The 21,571-nt window shown below is 71.9% G+C and carries 19 protein-coding genes; 6 read left to right on the plus strand and 13 right to left on the minus strand.

Features of this window, described 5'->3' with window-relative positions:
- Positions 1 to 83: 83 nt before the first annotated feature.
- On the plus strand, positions 84 to 1,664 hold the full coding sequence (locus tag ACFVH0_RS27995) for an alpha/beta hydrolase (protein WP_385824577.1): 1,581 nt from the start codon (positions 84 to 86) through the stop codon (positions 1,662 to 1,664).
- Between the two features lie 81 nt (positions 1,665 to 1,745).
- Here ACFVH0_RS27995 and moeZ read toward each other — a convergent pair whose 3' ends face one another.
- The 12 genes from moeZ to ACFVH0_RS28055 all read right to left on the minus strand — a co-directional run bounded on the left by moeZ (position 1,746) and on the right by ACFVH0_RS28055 (position 16,419).
- On the minus strand, positions 1,746 to 2,924 hold the full coding sequence (gene moeZ, locus ACFVH0_RS28000; RefSeq protein ID WP_124716524.1) for an adenylyltransferase/sulfurtransferase MoeZ: 1,179 nt from the start codon (positions 2,922 to 2,924) through the stop codon (positions 1,746 to 1,748).
- 85 nt (positions 2,925 to 3,009) lie between these two features.
- Positions 3,010 to 3,840 (minus strand): spherulation-specific family 4 protein, encoded by an 831-nt coding sequence (locus ACFVH0_RS28005; protein ID WP_385824579.1) that lies wholly within the window; start codon positions 3,838 to 3,840, stop codon positions 3,010 to 3,012.
- A complete protein-coding gene (locus ACFVH0_RS28010; protein ID WP_072483872.1) occupies positions 3,828 to 4,793 on the minus strand; it encodes an NAD(P)-dependent oxidoreductase in 966 nt (321 codons plus the stop codon). Before ACFVH0_RS28010 ends, ACFVH0_RS28005 begins: the two co-directional genes overlap by 13 nt.
- Positions 4,794 to 4,943: 150 nt before the next feature.
- Entirely contained in the window at positions 4,944 to 6,359 is a 1,416-nt protein-coding gene (locus tag ACFVH0_RS28015) for a hypothetical protein (RefSeq protein ID WP_385824582.1), read from the minus strand.
- Entirely contained in the window at positions 6,352 to 8,169 is a 1,818-nt protein-coding gene (locus tag ACFVH0_RS28020) for a DUF3492 domain-containing protein (RefSeq protein ID WP_385824584.1), read from the minus strand. Before ACFVH0_RS28020 ends, ACFVH0_RS28015 begins: the two co-directional genes overlap by 8 nt.
- 190 nt (positions 8,170 to 8,359) lie before the next feature.
- On the minus strand, positions 8,360 to 9,937 hold the full coding sequence (locus ACFVH0_RS28025) for a dipeptide ABC transporter ATP-binding protein (RefSeq protein ID WP_385824586.1): 1,578 nt from the start codon (positions 9,935 to 9,937) through the stop codon (positions 8,360 to 8,362).
- On the minus strand, positions 9,934 to 10,923 hold the full coding sequence (locus ACFVH0_RS28030) for an ABC transporter permease (RefSeq protein WP_385824588.1): 990 nt from the start codon (positions 10,921 to 10,923) through the stop codon (positions 9,934 to 9,936). The genes ACFVH0_RS28025 and ACFVH0_RS28030 overlap by 4 nt, the downstream gene beginning before the upstream one ends.
- On the minus strand, positions 10,920 to 11,903 hold the full coding sequence (locus tag ACFVH0_RS28035; protein WP_385824590.1) for an ABC transporter permease: 984 nt from the start codon (positions 11,901 to 11,903) through the stop codon (positions 10,920 to 10,922). The genes ACFVH0_RS28030 and ACFVH0_RS28035 overlap by 4 nt, the downstream gene beginning before the upstream one ends.
- Before the next feature lie 2 nt (positions 11,904 to 11,905).
- Positions 11,906 to 13,630 carry an ABC transporter substrate-binding protein gene (locus tag ACFVH0_RS28040; RefSeq protein WP_385824592.1) on the minus strand — a complete coding sequence of 575 codons (1,725 nt, stop codon included), beginning with the start codon at positions 13,628 to 13,630 and terminating at the stop codon, positions 11,906 to 11,908.
- A 226-nt stretch (positions 13,631 to 13,856) separates the two neighbouring features.
- Complete coding sequence (locus tag ACFVH0_RS28045) at positions 13,857 to 13,952, minus strand: Ms4533A family Cys-rich leader peptide (protein WP_323185735.1); 96 nt, start codon at positions 13,950 to 13,952, stop codon at positions 13,857 to 13,859.
- A gap of 167 nt (positions 13,953 to 14,119) precedes the next feature.
- Complete coding sequence (locus ACFVH0_RS28050) at positions 14,120 to 15,445, minus strand: DUF3152 domain-containing protein (protein WP_385824594.1); 1,326 nt, start codon at positions 15,443 to 15,445, stop codon at positions 14,120 to 14,122.
- An 8-nt stretch (positions 15,446 to 15,453) separates the two neighbouring features.
- Positions 15,454 to 16,419 (minus strand): alpha/beta hydrolase, encoded by a 966-nt coding sequence (locus ACFVH0_RS28055; protein ID WP_385824596.1) that lies wholly within the window; start codon positions 16,417 to 16,419, stop codon positions 15,454 to 15,456.
- A gap of 109 nt (positions 16,420 to 16,528) precedes the next feature.
- On the opposite strand from ACFVH0_RS28055, the gene ACFVH0_RS28060 reads away from it, so the two are divergent.
- The 4 genes from ACFVH0_RS28060 to ACFVH0_RS28075 all read left to right on the plus strand — a co-directional run bounded on the left by ACFVH0_RS28060 (position 16,529) and on the right by ACFVH0_RS28075 (position 18,407).
- Positions 16,529 to 16,744 (plus strand): hypothetical protein, encoded by a 216-nt coding sequence (locus tag ACFVH0_RS28060; RefSeq protein ID WP_360541748.1) that lies wholly within the window; start codon positions 16,529 to 16,531, stop codon positions 16,742 to 16,744.
- A 168-nt stretch (positions 16,745 to 16,912) separates the two neighbouring features.
- Positions 16,913 to 17,554 (plus strand): TetR/AcrR family transcriptional regulator, encoded by a 642-nt coding sequence (locus ACFVH0_RS28065; protein ID WP_018105511.1) that lies wholly within the window; start codon positions 16,913 to 16,915, stop codon positions 17,552 to 17,554.
- Between the two features lie 141 nt (positions 17,555 to 17,695).
- Positions 17,696 to 17,923 carry a DUF3107 domain-containing protein gene (locus tag ACFVH0_RS28070; protein ID WP_385824598.1) on the plus strand — a complete coding sequence of 76 codons (228 nt, stop codon included), beginning with the start codon at positions 17,696 to 17,698 and terminating at the stop codon, positions 17,921 to 17,923.
- Positions 17,924 to 18,137: 214 nt separating this feature from the next.
- Positions 18,138 to 18,407: a hypothetical protein gene (locus ACFVH0_RS28075; protein WP_385824600.1), complete on the plus strand. Its 270-nt coding sequence runs from the start codon at positions 18,138 to 18,140 to the stop codon at positions 18,405 to 18,407.
- A gap of 33 nt (positions 18,408 to 18,440) precedes the next feature.
- Here ACFVH0_RS28075 and ACFVH0_RS28080 read toward each other — a convergent pair whose 3' ends face one another.
- Positions 18,441 to 19,175, minus strand: coding sequence for a ferritin-like fold-containing protein (locus ACFVH0_RS28080; RefSeq protein ID WP_385824602.1), 735 nt, complete (start codon positions 19,173 to 19,175; stop codon positions 18,441 to 18,443).
- A 484-nt stretch (positions 19,176 to 19,659) separates the two neighbouring features.
- On the opposite strand from ACFVH0_RS28080, the gene ACFVH0_RS28085 reads away from it, so the two are divergent.
- Positions 19,660 to 21,525, plus strand: a complete 1,866-nt coding sequence (locus tag ACFVH0_RS28085; RefSeq protein WP_385824604.1) for a DEAD/DEAH box helicase — start codon at positions 19,660 to 19,662, stop codon at positions 21,523 to 21,525.
- Positions 21,526 to 21,571: the final 46 nt, after the last annotated feature.

The raw sequence follows: 21,571 nt of genomic DNA on the forward strand, positions 1-21,571 counted from the left end.
TAACATGAGCGGACTTTCTGTACGTCGCAGGTACGGGCACATCTGTACGTCGTGAGTACAGGCACATCGGGGAGGACGCACACGTGGTCGTACACGCACGCGCCGGGGCTCTGGCCGGCGCCGCACTTCTGCTGACGGGGCTGCTCGCCGGCTGCGGCGGGGGTACGGACGACAAGCCGGCCGGGGGAACGGACCGCGATCCCGCGTCCTCGGCCGGCCATCCGTCCACCGGGCCGAGCGGGCAGCCGGGCACCCCCCCGCTGCCCGCGGCCCTGACCTCCCAGCGGCTGGACTGGAAGGGCTGCGAGGCCCGCGCGGGCGAGAGCGCGCCCGGTTCCGACTGGCGCTGTTCGACGGTCCGGGTGCCGCTGGACTACAAGGAGCCCGACGGCGCGACGATCGGGATCGCGCTGATCCGCAAGAAGGCCGGGAACACGGGCCGGCGCCTCGGCTCGATGCTGTTCAACTTCGGCGGCCCCGGCGGCTCGGGCGTATCGATACTGCCGCGCGCCGCCGGCTCGTACGACAACCTCAACTCCCGCTACGACCTGGTGGGCTTCGACCCGCGCGGGGTCGCCGGCAGCGAAGGGGTGAGCTGCCGCACCGACAAGGAGCAGGAGACCGCCTACCGGAAGGTCGACATGACCCCGGACACGGCGGCCGAGGAGACGGCGTTCATGAAGGACGGCGCGGACTTCGGCGCCGGCTGCGAGCGCCGCTCCGGCAAGGTCCTGCCTCACGTCGGCACGACCAACGCCGCCCGGGACATGGACCTGATCCGTGCGGTGCTCGGCGACAAGAAGCTCACGTACTTCGGGATGTCGTACGGCACCGAGCTCGGCGGCACCTACGCGCACCTCTTCCCCTCGAACGTCGGACGCACCGTGCTGGACGCCGTCGTCGACCCGACCGCGGACACCATCGGGCACGCCCGCAACCAGGCGACCGGCTTCCAGCGGGCGCTGGAGAACTACCTCAAGGACCGCGGCCAGGACCCGAAGGCGGGCACCCGGCGGATCACCCAACTGCTGGAGCGGATCGACAAGAAGCCGCTGCCGACCACCTCGGGCCGCGAGCTCAACGAGTCGCTGGCCGTCACCGGCATCGTCATGCCGCTCTACTCCAAGAGCAACTGGCCGTATCTGACCCGGGCACTGGACGAGGCGGAGAAGCGCGGCACCGGAAACATGCTGCTCCAGCTGGCCGACTCGTACAACGGGCGGGACGAGAAGGGGCACTACGACACCCAGAACCATTCGCAGCGCGCCATCTCCTGCGCGGACAGCAAGCTCCGGCCGACGGCGGACGAGGCCAGGGCGCTGTTGCCGGAGTTCCGGAAGCTGTCCCCGGTGTTCGGCCCGTTCCTGGCGTGGGACACGGCCGGCTGGTGCGCGCAGTGGCCGGTGGAGGGTGAGCACGACACCCCCGAGACGAGCGCTCCGGGCGCCGGTCCGGTCCTGGTCGTCGGGACGACCGGTGACCCCGCGACACCGTACGAGGGCGCCCGGAAGATGGCGGACGAGCTGGGCAAGGGCGTGGGCGTCCTGCTCACCAACAAGGGCGAGGGACACGGCGCGTACGGCGGGAACTCCTGCGTGACCTCGACCGTGGACGCGTACTTCCTGGACGGGATGGTCCCGGAGGACGGGAAGACCTGCTCGTAACGCCGGTCCGCAGCTACGACGAAGGGGCCGGTCCGCAGTTGCGGACCGGCCCCTTCGAAGCGTTCGTGCCAGGCGTCCGTACTAGTAGACCGGCTTCTCGGGCTCGATCTGGTTGACCCAGCCGATCACGCCGCCGCCCACGTGCACCGCGTCGGCGAAGCCCGCCGACTTGAGGACCGCGAGGACCTCGGCGCTGCGGACACCCGTCTTGCAGTGCAGGACGATGCGCTTGTCCTGCGGGAGGTCCTGGAGGGCGCTGCCCATCAGGAACTCGTTCTTCGGGATCAGCTTGGCGCCCGGGATCGAGACGATCTCGTACTCGTTCGGCTCACGGACGTCGATGATCTCGATCTTCTCGTCCGCGTCGATCCACTCCTTGAGCTGCTTGGGAGTGATCGTGGAGCCGAGCGCCGCCTCCTGGGCCTCCTCGGACACGACGCCGCAGAAGGCCTCGTAGTCGATGAGTTCGGTGACGGTGGGGTTCTCGCCGCAGACCGCGCAGTCGGGGTCCTTGCGGACCTTGACCTGGCGGTACTGCATCTCCAGGGCGTCGTAGATCATCAGCCGGCCGACCAGCGGGTCGCCGATTCCGGCGAGCAGCTTGATGGCCTCGGTGACCTGGATGGAGCCGACGGACGCGCAGAGCACACCCAGCACGCCGCCCTCGGCGCAGGACGGAACCATGCCCGGCGGGGGCGGCTCCGGGTAGAGGCAGCGGTAGCAGGGGCCGTGCTCGGACCAGAAGACGGACGCCTGGCCGTCGAACCGGTAGATCGAGCCCCAGATGTACGGCTTGTTCAGCAGTACGGCCGCGTCGTTGACCAGATAGCGGGTGGCGAAGTTGTCCGTGCCGTCCACGATCAGGTCGTACTGGGCGAAGATGTCCATCACGTTGTCGGCTTCGAGCCGCTCCTCGTGAAGGACCACGTTCACGTACGGGTTGATGCCCAGCACCGAGTCCTTGGCGGACTCGGCCTTGGAGCGCCCGATGTCGGACTGACTGTGGATGATCTGGCGCTGCAGGTTCGACTCGTCGACCTCGTCGAACTCCACGATGCCGAGCGTGCCGACACCGGCCGCGGCCAGGTACATCAGGGCCGGCGAACCGAGACCGCCGGCGCCGACGCAGAGCACCTTCGCGTTCTTCAGCCGCTTCTGTCCGTCCATCCCGACATCCGGGATGATCAGGTGGCGGGAGTACCTGCGGACCTCGTCGACGGTGAGCTCAGCAGCTGGCTCGACCAGGGGTGGCAGCGACACAGGAACCTCAACAATGCAGGTGGTCGGTTTCTACGTACTTCATCTACGTACGGTTGTTCTTGCCGTAACACTGCCACGCCCCTTCTCATTCCGAGATACCAGGTCCGATCCGCGAGACAATTTCGTCCCAGTAACTGGGCAGCGCCGCGAATGGATCGTTTTGTCCCTGTTGGCCGTCTCGATCCGTGAAGAAGATCGTGCCCGCGCCCTGCCAGCGGGCGATGCGCATGGCCTCGTCGAGGTGGGTGCGCGGAACGCCGTGGACGAAGTGCGCGAACCGCTCCGGCGGATAGGAGGCGGTCCACTCCGCCACCTGCGACCAGCGGTAGTCCGTCCACGGTCCGCAGAAGGTGACCAGTTGGTCGGCGGCCTCCGCGTAGCCGGGGTGCGGGTGGGTGCCCAGCCCGAGCACCAACTGCCCGCTCCCCTCGCCGTACGGGGGCTCGCCGTGCTCCAGGAGCGTGGCGAGCGTGCTGGTGAGACGGCGCACCGCCGGGAGCTCGGGGCGCCCGGCCGGGCAGCGGCCGAGATAGAAGCCGTCGACGCGGTACCAGTCGAGGAACGACTGCGCGTCGGCGATCAGTTCCCCGAAGGAGCGGCTGCCGAAGGCCAGATCGAGATGGCCGAGCAGCCGGCCGCCCGCCGCGCGGGCCGAGTCCCGCGGGTCCTCGCCGTGCACGGCCCGCTCCCGCGCGTTGCGGAGCCGGCCCGCGGCCTCCAGGCAGTGCGGGTCGGGGCGGGCTCCGGGGCCGTTGTCGATGTTGAGGACGGCCCAGTGCAGCGGGGTTCCGGGGCGGGCCAGTTCGGCCCATTCGGCCGGGGCGAGCAGCGGGTGTGCGTAGCCGGGCACGCCGAAGCCGAGCTGTTCGGCGCCGCCGGTCCGGCGGGCCGTTCCGGTACTGGTCAGATACGGCATGCCGCCTCCATCCAGATGTCGGCGAGGGACTCCTCCAGATTGATCCGGGGGCGCCAGCCGAGCCGGTCCCTCGCGGTGCGGACATCGGCCTGCTGCCAGGCGCCGCAGCCGTCCGGGTAGGGGGACGGGGTCGCGGAGAGGTGCTCGATGACCGACTCGGTCGAGGTGCGCGGGGCGCCGATGGGCAGCCGGGGCGGGGGCGCGTCGAGCTCGTGGAGCGCGCCGGCGTATCCGGCGACCCTGGCGAGGACGGCGGCCGCGTCCCGCAGGCGCACGGCGCGGCCGGTGCCGATGTTGACGACGCCCTGCGCGGCGGAGAGCGAGGCGGCGTGCACGGCGCGGGCGACATCGCGTACGTCCACGAAGTCGCGCTGCACGCCGAGGCCGCTGAGCTTCAGCTCGCCGTCGCCGGACTGCATGGCCCGGCGCATCGCCTCGGCGAGCCTGCCGAGCGGAGATCCGGCCGGGGTGCCCGGACCGACCGGCGAGAAGACCCTCAGCACCACCGCGTCGAGGCCGGAGCCGAGGACGAGTTCGGTGGCGGCGAGCTTGCTGACGCCGTACGGGCCGCCGGGGCGCGGGATGGCGTCCTCGGCGGTGGAGGAGCCGGGCTGCGAGGGCCCGTACTCCGACGAGCAGCCGACCTGGACGAGCCGGGCGGTGCAGCCGCTGCGCCGCATCGCCTCGCAGACGGTGGCGACGGCGACGGTGTTGTGTCGGGTCAGATCGCGGGCCCCGCCGCGGGTGGCGCCCGCGCAGTTGACGACCACGCCGGGGTGGACGGCGTCCAGGAAGCGGGTCAGCGCTCCGGGACTGCCGCTGGCGAGGTCGAACCGTACGTCGGCGTCGTCGCCGCGGCCGAGCGCCGTGAGGTGCACGGCGGGGTCGGCGAGCAGGCGGTCGGCCACGAACCGGCCGAGGAATCCGTTGGCTCCGAGCAGCAGCACCCTCATCGCGCGCCCCCTCGGCGCCGACGGCGAGCTGCCGGTGAAGGGGATTGGGGGGTCATGTCCGGTGTCTCCTTGAGAAGTGAGGTGCGGTTGCGGGCAATGACCCGCGGCGTCGGCTCCGCGGGGCGTGCGATGGCAGTGGTACGGCTGTGGTTACGCGGCGGCCGGGCCTTCGTCGACCGGCCGGGCGGTGGTGTGGGCGGACGCCCGGGAGAGGACGACGGTGGCTGCGACGAGCAGCCCGAGCGCGGCTCCTCCGCACGCGATGGCGGGTACGGATCCGGTGCCGGACGTCATGACGAGAAGATCGACGGGGCGGGCGAGGAAGTGCAGACCGGGCAGCCGCCCGGCCAGGACCAGTGCGGGGGCCAGTGCCTCGGTCACGCAGGCGAAGGCCAGTCCGCCGGCCGCGAGCCCGGGGAACCCGTGCACGGTCAGCAGCCGGGCCAGCAGGAGCAGCACCCCGAGCGCCGCCGCCCCGATGAACGCTCCGCCGCCCCCGTACCCCAGGTGCGCGAGGTACAGCAGACCGGCGAGGGCGCACAGATGAAGCGCGACCGCCCCGAAGAGCAGGGGGCGCACGCCCGCGGCGAACTCCTCCAGCACACGGCTGCCGATGAGCCTTCGCTGCGTGTGTACGGAGAAGAGGTGGGCGCACCAGGCGGCCGGGGCGAGCGCGAGGGCCAGGCCGAGCAGCGGCGCGGGGGTGATGTCCCAGGGGCCTTCGGGGCCGCCGCTGAGCACCTGGTCGAGCAGCGGTTCGCCGTACAGGACGTAGCCGAGGAGCCAGCAGCCGTAGACAGGGGCGGCCCGCGAGGAGCGGCCTTCGGCGTGCAGGGGGCCGCTGTGCAGGGCGAGCGCGAGCCCGGCGACGGCCAGGAACGCCCCGGCGAGGGCGATGGTGAGCCGGGCACTGCCGTCGAGCGTTCCCTCGGTGAGCCCGAGTGCGCCCACGGTCGCGAGGCAGGCGGCGCCCGGCAGCAGGGCGCGGAACGACCAGGCGGCGCGGGTCGCGGTGTCGCGCTCCGGCGCGCCGGGGCCGGGCGAGGTGTCCGCGGTCGTGCCGGGTACCCGTGCGAACAGTTCCTCGGCGAGCGAGAAGACGTCGCGGTGCCGGTAGCGGGCGGCGGCGCGGTCGGTGACGCCATGGGCTTCGAGCCCGGCGGCGACCTCCAGCGGATCGACGGCCCGTTCGCACAGCTCGCGGTGCCGGTGCATCAGTGATTTCACCGGGTCGGCCGGGCCGCGGCGCGAGGCACCGAGCCGGCGCGCGGGTGCGGTGCGGGCGATCTCGGGGGCGCGGGCGGGGGCCCCGGAAGGACCGGCGGCGCCCGCCGGGTCCACCGGATCCCGCTGCGGCCCCGGTTCCGGCTCTCCGGTGGCGTGCGGCTCGGAGACCGGGGCCCGGGAGCGGAGGTCCCGGCTTCCGCCGGTGCTCGGTGCGGCGGGTGCGTCGGACACCTCGGTCGGGCGGCCCATGGTGGTTCCTCCGTGATCGTCGTCGGCCGCTTCGGACCGCTCCGGTCCGCCGTGCTCCGGCCCGGCCGGCTCCTGTCCCTGTTCACGCATCGCCGCCACCCGCTCCCCGCGCTCCCGCGCAGACGGTCCGGGGGCCGGCCGCGGCCCAGCTGGGGGTGCGGCCGGCCGGGGCGGCGCCCGAGGCCGTCCACGGGACCAGGACGTGCTCCTCGGGCGGGGTGGCGAACGGACGCGGTCCGCCGTCGGAGTCCACCGCTTCGGCCTCCCTGCGCACCGGGGCGTGCGAGATCAGCTCCAGGTAGATGCCGCGAAATGCCGCAAGATTCTGTTCAACGGTGAAGAGTTCGAGTGCGCGGGCTCGCGCCGCCGCTCCGAGCCGTGCACGGCGCTCGGGATCCCGCAGCAGCGCGAGACAGGCGTCGGCCAGCGCCCGGGGGTTGCGCGGGGGCACCACGAGCCCGGTGCCGCCGATGACCTCGACGACCGCGCCGACGTCCGTGGACACGGTGGCCCGGCCGCAGAACATCGCCTCGACGAGACCGGTCGGAAAGCCCTCCATCACGCTGGAGAGGACGACGACCCCGCCCGCCGCGTAGGCGTCCGGCAGCTCGGGCACCTCGGCCCCGCCGAGGTCCTCGAAGGAGACCGGGTTGTCGCCGACGGCGTGCGCGTCCGTGGCCTCGTCGGGGAAGAGCTGGGCGGCGAGCGCCCGGCAGTGCGCGAGGTAGGTGGCGCCTTCCGGGCCCGGGGCCGGGGCGCCGATGATCCTCAGCCGGGTGTCCGGCTCGGCCTTCCGTACCTCCGCGAAGGCGTGCAGCAGTGCGATCAGGTCCTTGGCGGGTTCGATCCGGCCGACCCAGACCAGGGTGTCGTCGGGTCCGCTGTCGCCGCTCTCGCCCAGCGCCGCGAAGCACTCGGACTCCATGCCGGGGTGGACGGTGCGCAGCTTCTCCCGCTCGGCGCCGCACCGCTCCTGCCAGCGGCGGGCGTGGGTGTTGCCCGGGGTGACGATGGCGGCCTGCCGGTACACCTCGGTGGCGAGCCGCCCGTGGAAGTTGGCGAGCAGGGCGCGCACCGGCGCGTTCAGCTCGGTGCCGGTCGCCGCGAGGTAGTGCGCCCGCAACTGCACGCCGTGCTCGGTGACCAGGAGCGGCACCCCGAAGAAGCGTTTGGCCAGCAATCCCGGCAGAGCGGCGGCGCCACCGGACGTCGCATGACAGAGGTCGACCGCGCCGAGGCCCTTCTCGTCGTACCAGTCGAACGAGAGCGGGCGGAGCACCCGGTCCAGCTCCCGGGCGAAGGCGAGGAGGTCGGGGACGGTGGCGGTCTGGACGGTGCGCCCGGTGCCGGGGGCGCGGCAGGCAGCTTCGAGCACCCGCACGGCGGTCTCGGAGCGGAGGGCCGCGGTGAGTCCGCCGCGCTCACGGGCGAGTTCGGCGAGTCCGTACAGGCCCTGTGTGAACCGCGCGTCCGTGGCCGCGGACGTAGGCCTGTCACCGCCCGGTCCGCCGGGGGCCGCGCCCGCGGCGTCGTCCTCGCCGCCGGCCGCCCCCGCCGCGCAGACCGAGGCCGCGAGAGCCGTGAAGTGGGCCGTGAAGCGCTGCCGTTCGCGCCGTCCGTACGGGCGGGCACCGCCGCCGGTCACCATCCGGGCGAGCAACCCCCTGGGGGCCCGGGTGCCCAGCACGTCCTCGTCGGCCGTCCAGAGCGGCGCCGTCCGCACCCGGCCGACCTGCATCGGGAGCGGCACCCAGCCCCGCTCCTCCTGTTCGGCGGAGCGGCTGAACGCGAAGAGATCGAACTCGTGCTGCGCGAGCCCGCGTACCAGACGGTCGCACCAGAGCCCGGAATCGCCGTTCGCATATGGATAACCACCGTCGGTGAGGAGTCCGATCCGCACGAGTACACCCCCGATCTCCCTTGTGGGCGGCCGCCGTTGGAATGGCGGCTCACAGCGGGACGACCGTAAGCGGATACGCCGGTGGCGCGACGGACGGTTGTCCGTCGCACCACCGAAAGGGGTGAACCGTCGTAACTTTCCCGCCCCGGTCGCGTTCTGTCGCGCTATGGGAGCGAACGGTCACCGAGCGTCAGGCAGCGGCCAGCTCCTTGCGGGCCGCGCGGCGCACCGCCGCGAGCGCCGGATCGAGCGCGGGAACGGCCGCCAGCAGCTGCTTGGTGTACGGGTCCTGCGGGTCGCCGTACACCTGGTCCACCTCGCCCTCCTCGACGATCCGGCCGTGCCGCATGACGGCGACCCGGTCGCTGACCTGCCGTACGACGGCGAGGTCGTGCGCGATGAAGACCAGGGCGAGGCCCAGTTCCCGCTGGAGTTCCGCGAGCAGGGCGGTCACCTGGGCCTGGGTCGTCACGTCGAGCGCGGAGACCGCCTCGTCGCAGACGATCAGCTCCGGCTCGGCGGCCAGTGCCCGTGCGATGCCGACGCGCTGGCGCTGTCCGCCGCTGAACTCGTGCGGGTAGCGGTCGTAGCTGTCCGGGTCGAGCCCGACCCGGGTCAGCAGGTCCCGCACCCGCGCCCTGATCGCGGCCTCGTCGCGCTGCCCGGAGGCGCGCAGCGGGTCGGCGACCGACTCACCGATCGAACGGCGGGGGTTGAGGGAGGAGACGGGGTCCTGGAAGACCATCTGCACCCGGGCGTCCCGGGTGAGCCGCCCCGAGGTGGGCTCCAGCAGTCCGACGAGCATCCGCCCGAGGGTGGTCTTGCCGCTGCCGCTCTCCCCGACGACGCCGACGGTCTCGCCGCGCCGGACGGTGAGGGAGACCCCGTCGACGGCGGCCAGGGCGGTCTTCCCCCTGCCGAACACCTGCCGGACGCCGACGGCTTCGACGAGTATCTCGCCGTCGTCCGCCGCCGTACCGGACGGAACGCGCGGCTCCGTCACTCGGGGCACCGCGGACAGCAGCGCCTTCGTGTAAGGCTCGCGCGGCGCCACCAGCACCTCGTCCACCGGCCCCCGTTCCACCGCCCGGCCCGACTGCATGACCAGCACCTCGTCGACCGACTCCGCCGCCACGCCCACGTCGTGCGTGACCAGCAGCAGCCCCATGCCCGTCTCGCGGCGCAGATCGTGGAGCAGGTCCAGGATCTGGGCCTGGACGGTGACGTCCAGGGCGGTCGTCGGCTCGTCGGCGATGAGCAGCTGGGGCTCGCAGGCCAGTGCCATGGCGATCAGTGCCCGCTGCCGCATTCCGCCGGAGAACTCGTGCGGCCTCGACCGGGATCGCCGTGCCGCGTCGGGGATCCCGACCCGGTCCAGCACTTCCACCGCCCGGGCCCGTGCCGCCCGGCGGGAGGCCCGGTTGTGCACCCGGTACACCTCGGCGATCTGGTCGCCCACCGCGTAGTACGGGTCCAGCGAGGACAGCGGGTCCTGGAAGACCATCGCGGCCTTCGCGCCGCGCAGCGCCCGCAGTTCCGCGTCGTCCGCGGCGGTCACGTCCACCCCGGCGACCCGGATCGAGCCGGAGACCCGGGCCCCGGTTCCCTGGTGCAGTCCGAGCAGGGCGTACGCCGAGGCGCTCTTGCCGGAGCCGGACTCGCCGACCACGCCGAGCGCGCCGCCAGCCTCCAGCGAGAACGACAGCTTGTCCACGGCCCGTACGTCGCCGAACGAGATCGAGAGATCGGAGACTTCGACCAGGCTCATGCCAGTACCACCCGTCGGTCGGCCATCGCCTGGAGAATGTCCGCGACGGCATTGGCGAGGACCACGAAGAATCCGGTGACCAGCACCAGACCGACGACCACCGGAAGGTCCACGTGCTTCACGGCGTCGACGAGTTCACGCCCGACCCCGGGGATCCCGAAGAGCGACTCGGTGAGGACGGCGCCGCCGAACATCGAGCCGATGTCGAGTGCGCCGAGCGCGATCACCGGCGCCAGCGCACCGCGCAGGGCGTGCCGCCCTACGAGCGCCCGTTCGCCGACCCCGTACGCCCTGAAGGTGCGCACATGGTCCTCGGCGAGGGTCTCCATCATGGCGGCCCGGGTCATCCGGGCGTACGGGGCCGCGGACACCAGGGCCAGCGAGATCCAGGGCAGCAGCAGGTTCCAGGCCCACTGATCCGGGTCCTCGGTGAGCGGTACGTAGTCCGGGAACGGCAGGATCTGGAGCGCCGTGACCAGGACGATGATCAGCAGCAGTCCGATGACGAAGACCGGGGTCGCCATGCCGGCCAGGGTGATCCAGGTGAGGACGCGCTCGGTCAGCCGGCCGCGCCGCCACACCGAGAGCAGTCCGGTGCCGACGCCCAGCAGCATCCACAGCACGAAGGCGCCGACGGCGAGCGAGGCGGTGGCCGGGAGCTTGGCCAGGATCAGCTCGGTGACCTGCTGGTCGCTCTGGTACGAGAGCCCCAGGCAGGGCGCCTGGCAGTGCAGCACCCCGGTGCCGGTCGAGTAGTCGCGGCCGGCGAAGAGCCCCTGGAGGAAGTGCCCGTACTGCATGTACAGCGGGTCGCCCAGGTGCAGTTGTTCGCTGACCTGCGCCACCTGTGCGGGCGAGCAGCGCGGACCGCAGGCGATCTGCGCGACGTTGCCGGGCGCGACGTAGAAGGCGGCGTAGACGACGACGCTGAGGGCGAGCAGCACGAAGAGTGCCCCGCCGAGGCGCCTGAGCAGGAACCACTTCACGCGCCGGCCTCCTTCTTCCGTCCGGTGCCGATCCGCAGCCGGGACTCGGCGCGCGGGTCGAGCGCGGTGCGTACGCCCTCGCCGAGGACGGTCAGCGCCAGCACGGTGACGAAGAGCAGCAGGGCGGGGATCAGCAGATAGGTGGGTGCCGCCTGGTACCAGGTATCGGCGTCGCTGAGCATCTGTCCCCAGGACGGCGTGGGCGGCTTGATGCCGACGCCGAGGAAGGACAGGGCCGCCTCGACGACGATGTCGGACGGGAAGAGCAGCACCGCGTAGGTGATGACGGGGGCGGCGAGGGCGGGCAGCAGTTCGCGCCTGGCGATCTGCCAGGAGCCCCAGCCGCTGAGCCGGGCGGCGGCGACGTGGTCGCGCGATTTCAGCGAGAGCGTCTGGGCGCGCACGATCTTCGAGATCCCGGACCAGCCGACCAGGCCGATGATCACGGCGATCAGGACCGGGCGCGGAAAGCTCGCGGGTACGACGGCGAGCGCGCCGAGCGCGATCACCATGACGGGCAGCGCGACCACGACGTCGGTGACCCGGCTGAGCGCCTGGTCGACGAAGCGGTTGCCGAGCCCGGCGGCGAGTCCGACGGCGACGCCGATGATCACCTGGAGCAGGGTGGCGGCGAGCGCGACGCCGAGCGAGACCCGGGCCCCGTACACGACGCGGGCGAACAGGTCGCGTCCGGTGAGCGGTTCGACGCCGAGCCAGTGCTCGGCGCTGATACCGCCGAAGGAGCCGATGGGCACCCCGCCGGTGGCGGAGTCGACGAGATCCGGGTGGTACGTGGTGGGGTCCTGGCCCTCGATGCCCGCGAGCAGCGGGGCGGCGAGCGCGACCAGGACCAGCAGGGCGACGATCGCGGCCGCCACGAGGGCCGAGCGCCGGGCGCGCAGCCGCCGCCAGAACGGATGGGCCCCGGGGGCGGGGGCCTCGACGGCCCCCGCCCCCTCGGCCAGAAGTGCTTCCGACATGGCTACTTGACCGCGACCTGCGAGATGTCGAGCACGCCGGTCCAGTCGCTGATCACGACGTTCTTGACGGACTCGCCGTACAGACGCTTGTAGACCGGGTGGAACAGCGGCACGGTCAGTGCCTGCTCACCGACCTTCTTGTCGAGCGCGCCCCAGCGCTTCGCGGCGGCGTCCAGGTCGGTCAGCTTGTTGATCTCGTCGATCTCCTTGTTGACCGCGGGGTCGTTCAGCTGGCCGGAGTTGAAGTTGTAGCCGGACTTGACGATCTGGCGCCCGTCGAAGATCGGCGCGAAGAACGGGCCGCCGGACGGCCAGTCGGCGCCCCAGCCGCCGAGGAAGAAGCCGGGCTCGCTCTTCAGGTTGTAGACCGTGTCGGAGTAGTCGTTGGACTCCAGGCCCTGGAGCTTGACGGTGATGCCGGCCTTCTTCAGCGCCTCCTGGAGCGCGGTGGCGATCTCCGGGCTGGTGGCGAAGTCCTTGTCGTTGGAGTGGGTGAGGGTGACGGTCAGCCCCTTGGGGTAGCCGGCCTCCTTCAGCAGCTCCTCGGCCTTTGCCGCGTTGCCGTTCTTCCCGGCCGGGAAGTGGTCGTACGGCGTGTAGCCGAAGGCCGCCTGGTCGGGCAGGAAGGTGGTGGCGGGCTCGGCGAGCGAGGAACCGCCGGCCGCGTTGACCACGGAGGAGCGGTCGACGGCGTACGAGATCGCCTGGCGCACCTTCGGGTTGTCGAAGGGCTTCACCTTCGGGTTGAAGGCGATGTAGTTGGTGTAGCCGAAGTGGCCGGTGCCGACGCGGGCGGCGAGCTTCTTGTCACCGGTGACCTTGGCCAGCTCGGCCGGGCCGAGGTTGGTGTCGGTGGTGACGGCGGCGGCGTCGGCGCCCTGCGACGCGGACAGCCGCTGGTTGATGACGGCGGAGTCGAGCCCGGAGCGCACATCGATCCGGTCGGGGTACGCCTTGCGCTCCTCGTCGGTCGATGCCGACCAGTGCGGGTTGCGCTCCAGGATCAGGCGCTCGCCGTCACCCTCGTTCTTGACGACCTTGTACGGGCCCGAGGAGATCGGGTGCTCCTCGTACTTGGTGCCGTTGTCCTTGGCCTTGGGCACCGGGGTGGTCTGGGTCTGGGTGGCCAGGAAGGGGAATTCGCCCTCCGGCTTGTTGAGGTGGAAGACGATCGTCTTCGCGTCGGGCGTCTCGATCGAGTCGAGACCCTTCTTGTCCTTGTACGGGCCCTGGTAGTCGGCGCCGCCGATCAGCCAGTCGCGCAGGTAGGGCGCGCCACCGGAGAGCTCGGCGGCGAAGGAGCGCTCGATGCCGTACTTGATGTCGGCACTGGTGATCGCGGTGCCGTCCTCGTACTTCAGGCCGTCCTTGAGGGTGTACGTCCACACCGTGGCGTTCTTGCTGGGCGTGCCCAGGTCGGTCGCGAGGTCGGGGACGACCTTGGCGCCGGCCGCGCCGTCCTCCCGGTTGCGGGTGGTGAGCGTGCGGAAGACCAGGGACGGGACGTTGCCGCCGCCGGAGGTGTAGAGGCGCGCGGGGTCGAAGTCCTCCTGCGGCTTGCTGTTGAGGACGGTGAGCGTGCCGCCCTTCTGCGGCTTGCCCGCCGCGCCGGAGCTGCCGTCGCCGCCCTTGTTGTCCTTGGGCCCGCAGGCCGCGGCACCCGCCGCCACGACGAGAACTGCGGTGGCCGCGGCCACGCGGCGCGATATGACGGACGGTTGACGCATCGGAAGATGACCTCTCGGATGTACTGCCTGGAGAAAACGGGACGGAATGGTTCCGTGCAGGCGGCGACGAGAGCGAGTGCACACAGCCGGTCGGTGGTGGAGAAGGTGACCGGAAAACAGCGAACTGCCGCGCCTGCGGACGGAATGCGCCCGGCGCGGCGGTCATGCGTGGCGGCCCGGCCCGTTCAGGGCTCGGACAGCGGGCGGACGCGCGCTCGGGCAGGCGTCAGCAACAGTCGATGTCGGCGACACTGTGCCCGGTCACACCGATGAGCGCCAGCTCTATGGCTGCGCGATCGGGGAGGACGGGGCCGTGTGACATGCCGAGAAATATGGATCACCGCCCAGGGGATGTCAACGCGAATTGAGACGACGGTCTCACCATTCGGACGACCTGTGGGCATGCGTATGCCGGTTCCATCTACGGCCGCGGGGTCCGGCAGGCCCGGGAGGCGGCCCGCCGCACCCGCGGGGCCGCCCCTTCCCGGATCAACTGGGCGGATGCACCCAGGCGTTGGGCCGGCACTTGATGCCGTCGATGTTCAGCGACTTGGTCTGCTGCTGCATCACCGGGGCGAGGGCTCCGGGCGTGCCGCAACTCACATGATTGTGACCCAGCCGGTGACCGACCTCATGGTTGATCAGCATCTGGCGGTAGGCGAAGAGTTTGTCCGGCCCGAAGGTCGACGAGCCCTGGGCCCAGCGGTAGGCGTTGATCATCACGCGCTCGGTCGCGGCGGAGTCGCAGCTGACGTTGTCCACCGTCGTGTCCAGACCCGACTTCGCGCACCATTCGCCGGTGGTCCCGGGACTGGCGAGGGTGATCACGAAATCGGGATCGCCGGAGGAGATCCGCTCGAAGGTCATCTCTCCGTCGTGCGCCCAGCTGCGGTCGTCGTTGAGCGTCTCCTGGACGGCCCTGGCGAAGAGCGCGGCGTCGAGACCGAGGCCCTTCTCCACGTCGATCCGGTACTTGTACTTGTGTCCCCTGCCCGGGGCCTTCGCCGCCCCCGGAACCGCCTCGAACTTCCCGGACGCCTTCAGCTTCGGCGCGAGCGGATAGGCCTTGGCCATCTTCTGCTCGTACGAGAGCGGCTTGACCCGCACCGCCTGGGGAGTCTCCCGGTCGTCCGAGCGGGAGGCGCCGTCGCGGCCTTCCCGGTCGACGCCCGCGGGCTGCGCGGCGGTGGTCCCGCCGCCGTTGTCCTGGGCGACCTGCCCGGCCACGACCACCGCGAGCACGGTGGTCACCGCGGCGGCCGCGATCCCGGTGAAGGTGCGCCCCTTGGCACCCTTGCCCTCCTTGGCGGGCGCCGGGTCGTCGGTACCGCCGGGCGGCCGCTCGTCCCCCTCGGCGGCCGGAGCGTGCGGACCGGCGGGGCGGGCCGGCGGGACGGAGGGCCCGCGCGGTGCCGGCGGGGCGGGTGATGCGTCGAACGCCTCGACGAACTCGCGCCGCGGTCCCGGTATCAGCGGCCGGGTGCCGGTCCCCGGCTGCTGCCGGGGCACCCCCTGCGGCTGGGCCGAGGTCTGCCGCCCCGCGGTCCGGTGATCCTCGGCCCGGAACCGGGGCTGCGGCCCGGTCCCCCAGCCGCCGCCGGGTTCGCGCTGCTCGGGGTGGCCGCCACGGACGTGTCCGGCCTGCTGGAACGGGGCGTGCCCGTCGGCGCCGCCCGGTGCGTCCGCCGCCCTCCGGCGCCGGCCGGTGCCGGGGCCCGGCGACCGGGTGCCCTCGCGGTCGCCTCCCTCGGTCGTGGCGGCGGCCTCGATATCGGGCCCCGAGGGTTTGGGGCCCTTTCGGCTATGTCGTCCCACGCCCCGGATCAGCTCCCGCCGCGTTCGTCGAGCAGTTCCCGGAAGGCCTGGGCGACCACCTCCGGGTACTCCATCATCGCCACGTGCCCCGCGTCGGGCAGCGTCAGCAGCCGTGCATCACGGAAGGCCGCGGCCGCCTTGCGTGCCATCCGGTACGAGACGAGCTGGTCCCGTCCGCCGTACACGAGCTGGGTCGGTGCGAGCACCCGCTCGGCCTGGCGCCACAGTCCGTGCTGACCGCCGAGCGTGTACGCATCGACAATGCCACGTGCCGAACGCGCCATCGCGTCCCAGAAGTACGGCAGCTCCATCCGGCGCTCCATTTCGGCCACCGCCGCGCGGAAGCCCGCTTCGGAGACGCGGCGCGGATCGCCGTAACAGAGCGCGGTCACCCCGCGGGTACGGTCCTCGGCCGACCAGTCCTTGGTCAGCCGGGCGAACAGGCCCGCCACACCGGGCACCGCGAGCAGCCCGGTCGGCACGGCGGAGCGCTGCACCCGCAGCTCCGGGAGGGCGGGCGAGACGAGGGTGAGGGTGCGGACCAGGTCCGGACGGACCGCGGCGACCCGGGTGGCCACGGCACCGCCGAGCGAATTGCCGAACAGGTGCACCGGTCCGCGCCCGCCCGCGTCGAGGAACCGGATCACGGCACGGGCGTGCCCGGTGACCGAGTAGTTCCCGTCGTCCGGCGGCGGGGAGTCACCGAAGCCGGGCAGGTCGACGGCCTCGCCGTCCACCACGTCCTGGAGCAGCGGCATCAGCGCCGACCAGTTCTGCGAGGAGCCGCCGAGCCCGTGCACATAGAGCGCGGGCGGCAGTCCGGTCCGCTCCGGCGGCCGGGACCGGACGGTCATCGTCAGCCCGGGCAGCGCGACGGAGCGCAGCTCCTCCCCCTCCGCGACCCCGACGGTGCCCACCGCGGGGGACACCGCGGCGGCGACGGCACGGACTCCCGGCAGCTCGGTCGAAGACATGCGGCAATGTTACGAGACGATCACACCCCGATTCATGTGTTCGCGGTCACAGACCGCGTAGCGGCCCGCGGGCGCAGCTCCTACGCTCGAAGCAAGGAAGGGAGTCACCATGACGGTCGACCCCAGCGACCCGGAGACCTTCGAGGACATCCAGCCGGACGAACCCGACCAGGAGACGCCCCGGGCGGACGCCGCCGAGCAGCGGGCCGATCTTCAGCAGCGGAGCGACGAACCGCTCACCGAGATCGACCGGAACGGTGCCGACGAGGCGGATGCGGCGGAGCAGGCCCGGGTCGTCGCACAGGATGAGGACGAATACCGCTGATACAACCTGATTTGTTCCGGTGGTCGAGCAATCTGTGGCTACCGCAGCCGTCCGGTCCATGAAATTCTGCGTCCGCGCCGCGCGTACCCGGGTTACCCAAAAGTACGATGGCTGTACGGCGCAGCGTGCACGGAAAAGCTGTGTCCGATCACAAATTTGGGAGGCGGCGTGACAGCCATCGAGCAGACCGAGGCGGCGCGCCCGCGAGGCACTCGCCTGCCTCGCCGCGCCCGACGCAATCAGCTGCTGGGCGCCGCGCAGGAAGTCTTTGTGGCGCAGGGCTACCACTCCGCCGCGATGGACGACATCGCCGAGCGGGCCGGGGTCAGCAAGCCGGTGCTCTACCAGCACTTCCCGGGCAAGCTGGAGCTCTATCTGGCCCTTCTCGACCAGCACTGCGAATCGCTTCTGCAGGCGGTCCGTACGGCCCTGGCGTCGACCACCGACAACAAGCTGCGGGTCGCCGCGACCATGGACGCGTACTTCGCGTACGTGGAGGACGAGGGCGGCGCCTTCCGGCTGGTCTTCGAGTCCGACCTGACCAATGAGCCGGCGGTGCGCGAGCGCGTCGACCGGGTCTCGCTGCAGTGCGCCGAGGCGATCTCCGACGTCATCGCCGGTGACACGGGGCTGTCCAAGGACGAGTCGATGCTGCTCGCGGTCGGCCTGGGCGGCGTCTCCCAGGTGGTCGCCCGCTACTGGCTCTCCAGCCGTTCGGCCATTCCGCGCGACACGGCGGTCCAGCTGCTCACGTCGCTGGCCTGGCGGGGCATCGCGGGCTTCCCGCTGCACGGCATCGATCAGCACTGACGCGGGCCGCCCGGCGCGGCCGCGCCCGTGTTCGCTGCGGGCGTTGCCCGCCGACCACTGGCGGTCCCCCTCAGCGGGCTAATGTGTGCTGCGTACGGCGCGGTTCACCGCGCAGGGACTGACCGTCGGAGGGACATAGCCGTGGAGGTCAAGATCGGGGTGCAGCACACGCCCCGGGAGATCGTTCTGGAGAGCGGGCTTTCCGCCGCAGAGGTCGAGAGCGCGGTCGCCGAGGCTCTCACCGGTAAGGCGCAGCTGCTCAGCCTCACGGACGAGAAGGGCCGCAAGGTCCTGGTGCCGGCCGACCGGATCGCTTACGTGGAGATCGGCGAGCCCAGCACCCGTCGGGTGGGGTTCGGCGCGCTGTAGTCCAGCACGCTCTCAGCAGTGACCGAGGCAGCGGCCCGGTGGGATCTCCCACCGGGCCGCTCCCCGTTCCGGCCGGAACCGACGATCCCTGTGTGAAGCCCGTGTCCAGGAGGGTTGCGTTCCGCAACGCACGGGTAGGACCGCTAACGACCGATTCAGGGCCTGACCTGCCGGAGAGGCCCTAGCCGCCCCGCAACTCGCGAGGTGATCATCTGTGATCCTGGAACCGCTCGGCTCCGTACTGCTCGGACTCGCCCTCGCCTGGCTGGCGCTCCGCTCACTGCCGGACCGGCTCCCGTCCCGCCGCGCCGTCTTCACCACCGGCGCCCTGGGAGGGCTGTTCGGCGCGTATCTCATGCACTCGGTGCTGGGTCCGGGCCATGTCGTGGCCACGCTGATCGGCTCGGCGCTGATCGGGGCCGTGACGCTCTCGCTGCTGATCCGCCCCCGCAGCCGCCATCTGAGCCGATCAGCGGCGGCCTGAGGCCGGCCCGGCGGGCCGGCCCCGATGATCCGGCTACGCGGCCAGTCCCAGCGCGGCCATCCGCTTGGTGTGCGCCTCGGTGATCCGCGAGAACATCCGCCCGACCTCGGCCAGGTCGAAGCCGTCGGCCACGCCGCCGACGAGCATGGTCGACAGCGCGTCGCGGTCGGCCACCACGCGCTGGGCCTGGGAGAGCGCCTCGCCCATCAGCCGGCGCGCCCAGAGCGCGAGCCGGCCGCCGACGCGCGGGTCCGCCTCGATCGCGGCGCGCACCTTCTCGACGGCGAAGTTGCCGTGCCCGGTGTCGTCGAGCACGGCCAGGACGAGGGAGCGGGTGTCCGAGTCGAGCCGGACCGCGACCTCCCGGTAGAAGTCGCTGGCGATCGAGTCGCCGACGTACGCCTTGACCAGGCCCTCCAGCCAGTCCGACGGCGCGGTCTGGCGGTGGAAGTCGTCGAGCGCCTTGGCGAAGGGCTCCATGGCGCCGGTCGGCTCCACGTCGATCGCGGCCAGCCGGTCGGTCAGCCGCTCGAAGTGATGGAATTCGGCGGAGGCCATCTTTGCCAGCTCCGCCTTGTCGGCCAGCGTCGGCGCGAGTTTGGCGTCCTCGGCGAGCCGCTCGAAGGCCGCCAGCTCCCCGTACGCGAGTGCTCCCAGCAGGTCCACGACCGCTGCCCGGTACTGCGGCTCCGCGGAAGCGGTGGCCCAGTCCTGGGCGGCGATTCCGGTGGGTTCGGAGGTTTCAGTGGCGTTGTCAGGCGTCTCCATGAAGCGCAGAATAGCCCGCCCGGCGGGGGACGGAAGGGCCTGGCCAGCCAGTGACATCACACCGTTCCGATGAATTCGCCCAACACACATGCGCGAATCCGGGGTACAGTGGTATTGCGCCTACTGAGTATTTTGGACGTACCGGTGGCGTGAAAATGGTGAAAACGAATGAGGATGCCCGGTCGGTGGCCCGATCGGCTCCGACCCGACAGCCCTCCACGCGGGGCGTACGACACGTACGACCGCAGATGAGGGGCCCCCTCAGCGGCACGAGCGCTCGAGCGACGGCAGTGGTCCCGCGCCACCCGGCCCATCCACGGCCGGATGACCAACCCCGGCACGGTACGACCCCCAGCGTTCGCCTCGGACCGCGTCTCACAGAAGAGGCAGCACCCTGACTACGTTTCGTGAACTCGGGATTCTTCCCGAGACGGCCGAGGCCCTTGAGGCCGTCGGCATCGTGTCCCCCTTCCCCATCCAGGAGATGACGCTCCCCGTCGCGCTCTCCGGCTCCGATGTCATCGGCCAGGCCAAGACCGGCACCGGCAAGACCCTCGGTTTCGGTCTGCCGCTGCTGGAGCGCGTCACCGTCCCCGCGGACGTCGAGGCCGGCCGGGCGAAGCCCGAGGAGCTGACCGAGGCGCCGCAGGCGCTGGTCGTCGTCCCCACCCGTGAGCTCTGCCAGCAGGTCACCAACGACCTGCTGACCGCAGGCAAGGTGCGCAACGTACGCGTTCTCGCGATCTACGGCGGCCGTGCGTACGAGCCTCAGGTCGAGGCCCTGAAGAAGGGCGTCGACGTGATCGTCGGCACCCCGGGCCGCCTGCTCGACCTGGCCGGACAGCGCAAGCTCGACCTCTCGCACGTCCGTGCGCTCGTGCTCGACGAGGCCGACGAGATGCTCGACCTGGGCTTCCTGCCCGACGTCGAGAAGATCATCACGATGCTTCCGGCGAAGCGCCAGACGATGCTGTTCTCGGCGACGATGCCGGGCGCCGTCATCGGCCTCGCGCGCCGCTACATGTCGCAGCCGACGCACATCCGCGCCACCTCGCCCGACGACGAGGGCGCGACCGTCGCGAACATCTCGCAGCACGTCTTCCGGGCCCACTCGATGGACAAGCCGGAGATGGTCTCCCGCATCCTGCAGGCCAACGGCCGCGGGCTCGCGATGATCTTCTGCCGTACGAAGCGCACGGCGGCCGACATCGCCGAGCAGCTGGAGAAGCGCGGCTTCGCGTCCGGCGCGGTCCACGGCGACCTCGGCCAGGGCGCCCGTGAGCAGGCGCTGCGGGCCTTCCGCAACGGCAAGGTGGACGTGCTCGTCTGCACCGACGTCGCGGCACGCGGTATCGATGTCGAGGGTGTGACCCACGTCATCAACTACCAGTCGCCTGAGGACGAGAAGACCTACCTCCACCGCATCGGCCGGACCGGTCGCGCGGGCGCCAAGGGCATCGCGATCACGCTGGTCGACTGGGACGACATCCCGCGCTGGCAGCTGATCAACAAGGCGCTCGACCTGAAGTTCAACGACCCGGTCGAGACCTACTCCACCTCGCCGCACCTCTTCGAGGAGCTCGACATCCCGGCCGGCACCAAGGGTGTCCTGCCGCGCGCCGAGCGGACCCGGGCGGGTCTGCGGGCCGAGGAGATCGAGGACCTCGGCGAGACGGGCGGCCGTGGCCGCAAGTCCGCCGCCGCTTCGGCGCCCGCCGTCCGCGAGGAGCGCGCGCCGCGCACGCCGCGTCAGCGCCGTCGCACCCGGGGCGGCTCCGCCGTCTCCGACGCGGCGTCCGCCGCCGCGGTGCCGGCTCCGGCAGCCGAGGCCGCCGACGCCCCGGTGGAGCCGCGTACGCCGCGTCGCCGCCGCCGTACCCGGGTCGGTGCCGCGGAGGCGGCCGCCGAGGCCGTGGTGAGCACGGTGGAGGCCGTGGTCGAGGTCGTGGTGGAGCCGAAGGCGGCCAAGGCCGCCAAGGCCGCGCCGGTGGTCGAGGCCGAGCCCGTGGCCGAGACCAAGCCGCGCCGCCGCCGGGCCCGCGTGGTCAAGCCGGTCGAGGACGAGGTCGACTTCCAGATCGCGCCGATCTCCGAGCCGGTCACCGAGACGAAGACGGTGACCAAGCCGCGTCGCCGGGCCCGTGTCGTCAAGCCGGTCGAGGACGAGGTCGACTTCCAGATCGCCCCGATCTCCGAGCCGGTCACCGAGACCAAGCCGCGTCGCCGCACCCGTGCGGCCGCCAAGCCGAAGACGGAGACCGTGGCCGAGGCCCCGGCCGCCGCAGAGGCCGAGGCGAAGCCGCGCAGGCGCCGGGCGCCGCGTGCGACCGCCGCCAAGACCGAAGGCTGAGCAGCAGCCGACAACGCCGGACGGGCCCGAGGACATCCTCGGGCCC

The organism is Streptomyces sp. NPDC127117 (genome assembly GCF_042677325.1).
Classification (GTDB): Bacteria; Actinomycetota; Actinomycetes; order Streptomycetales; family Streptomycetaceae; genus Streptomyces.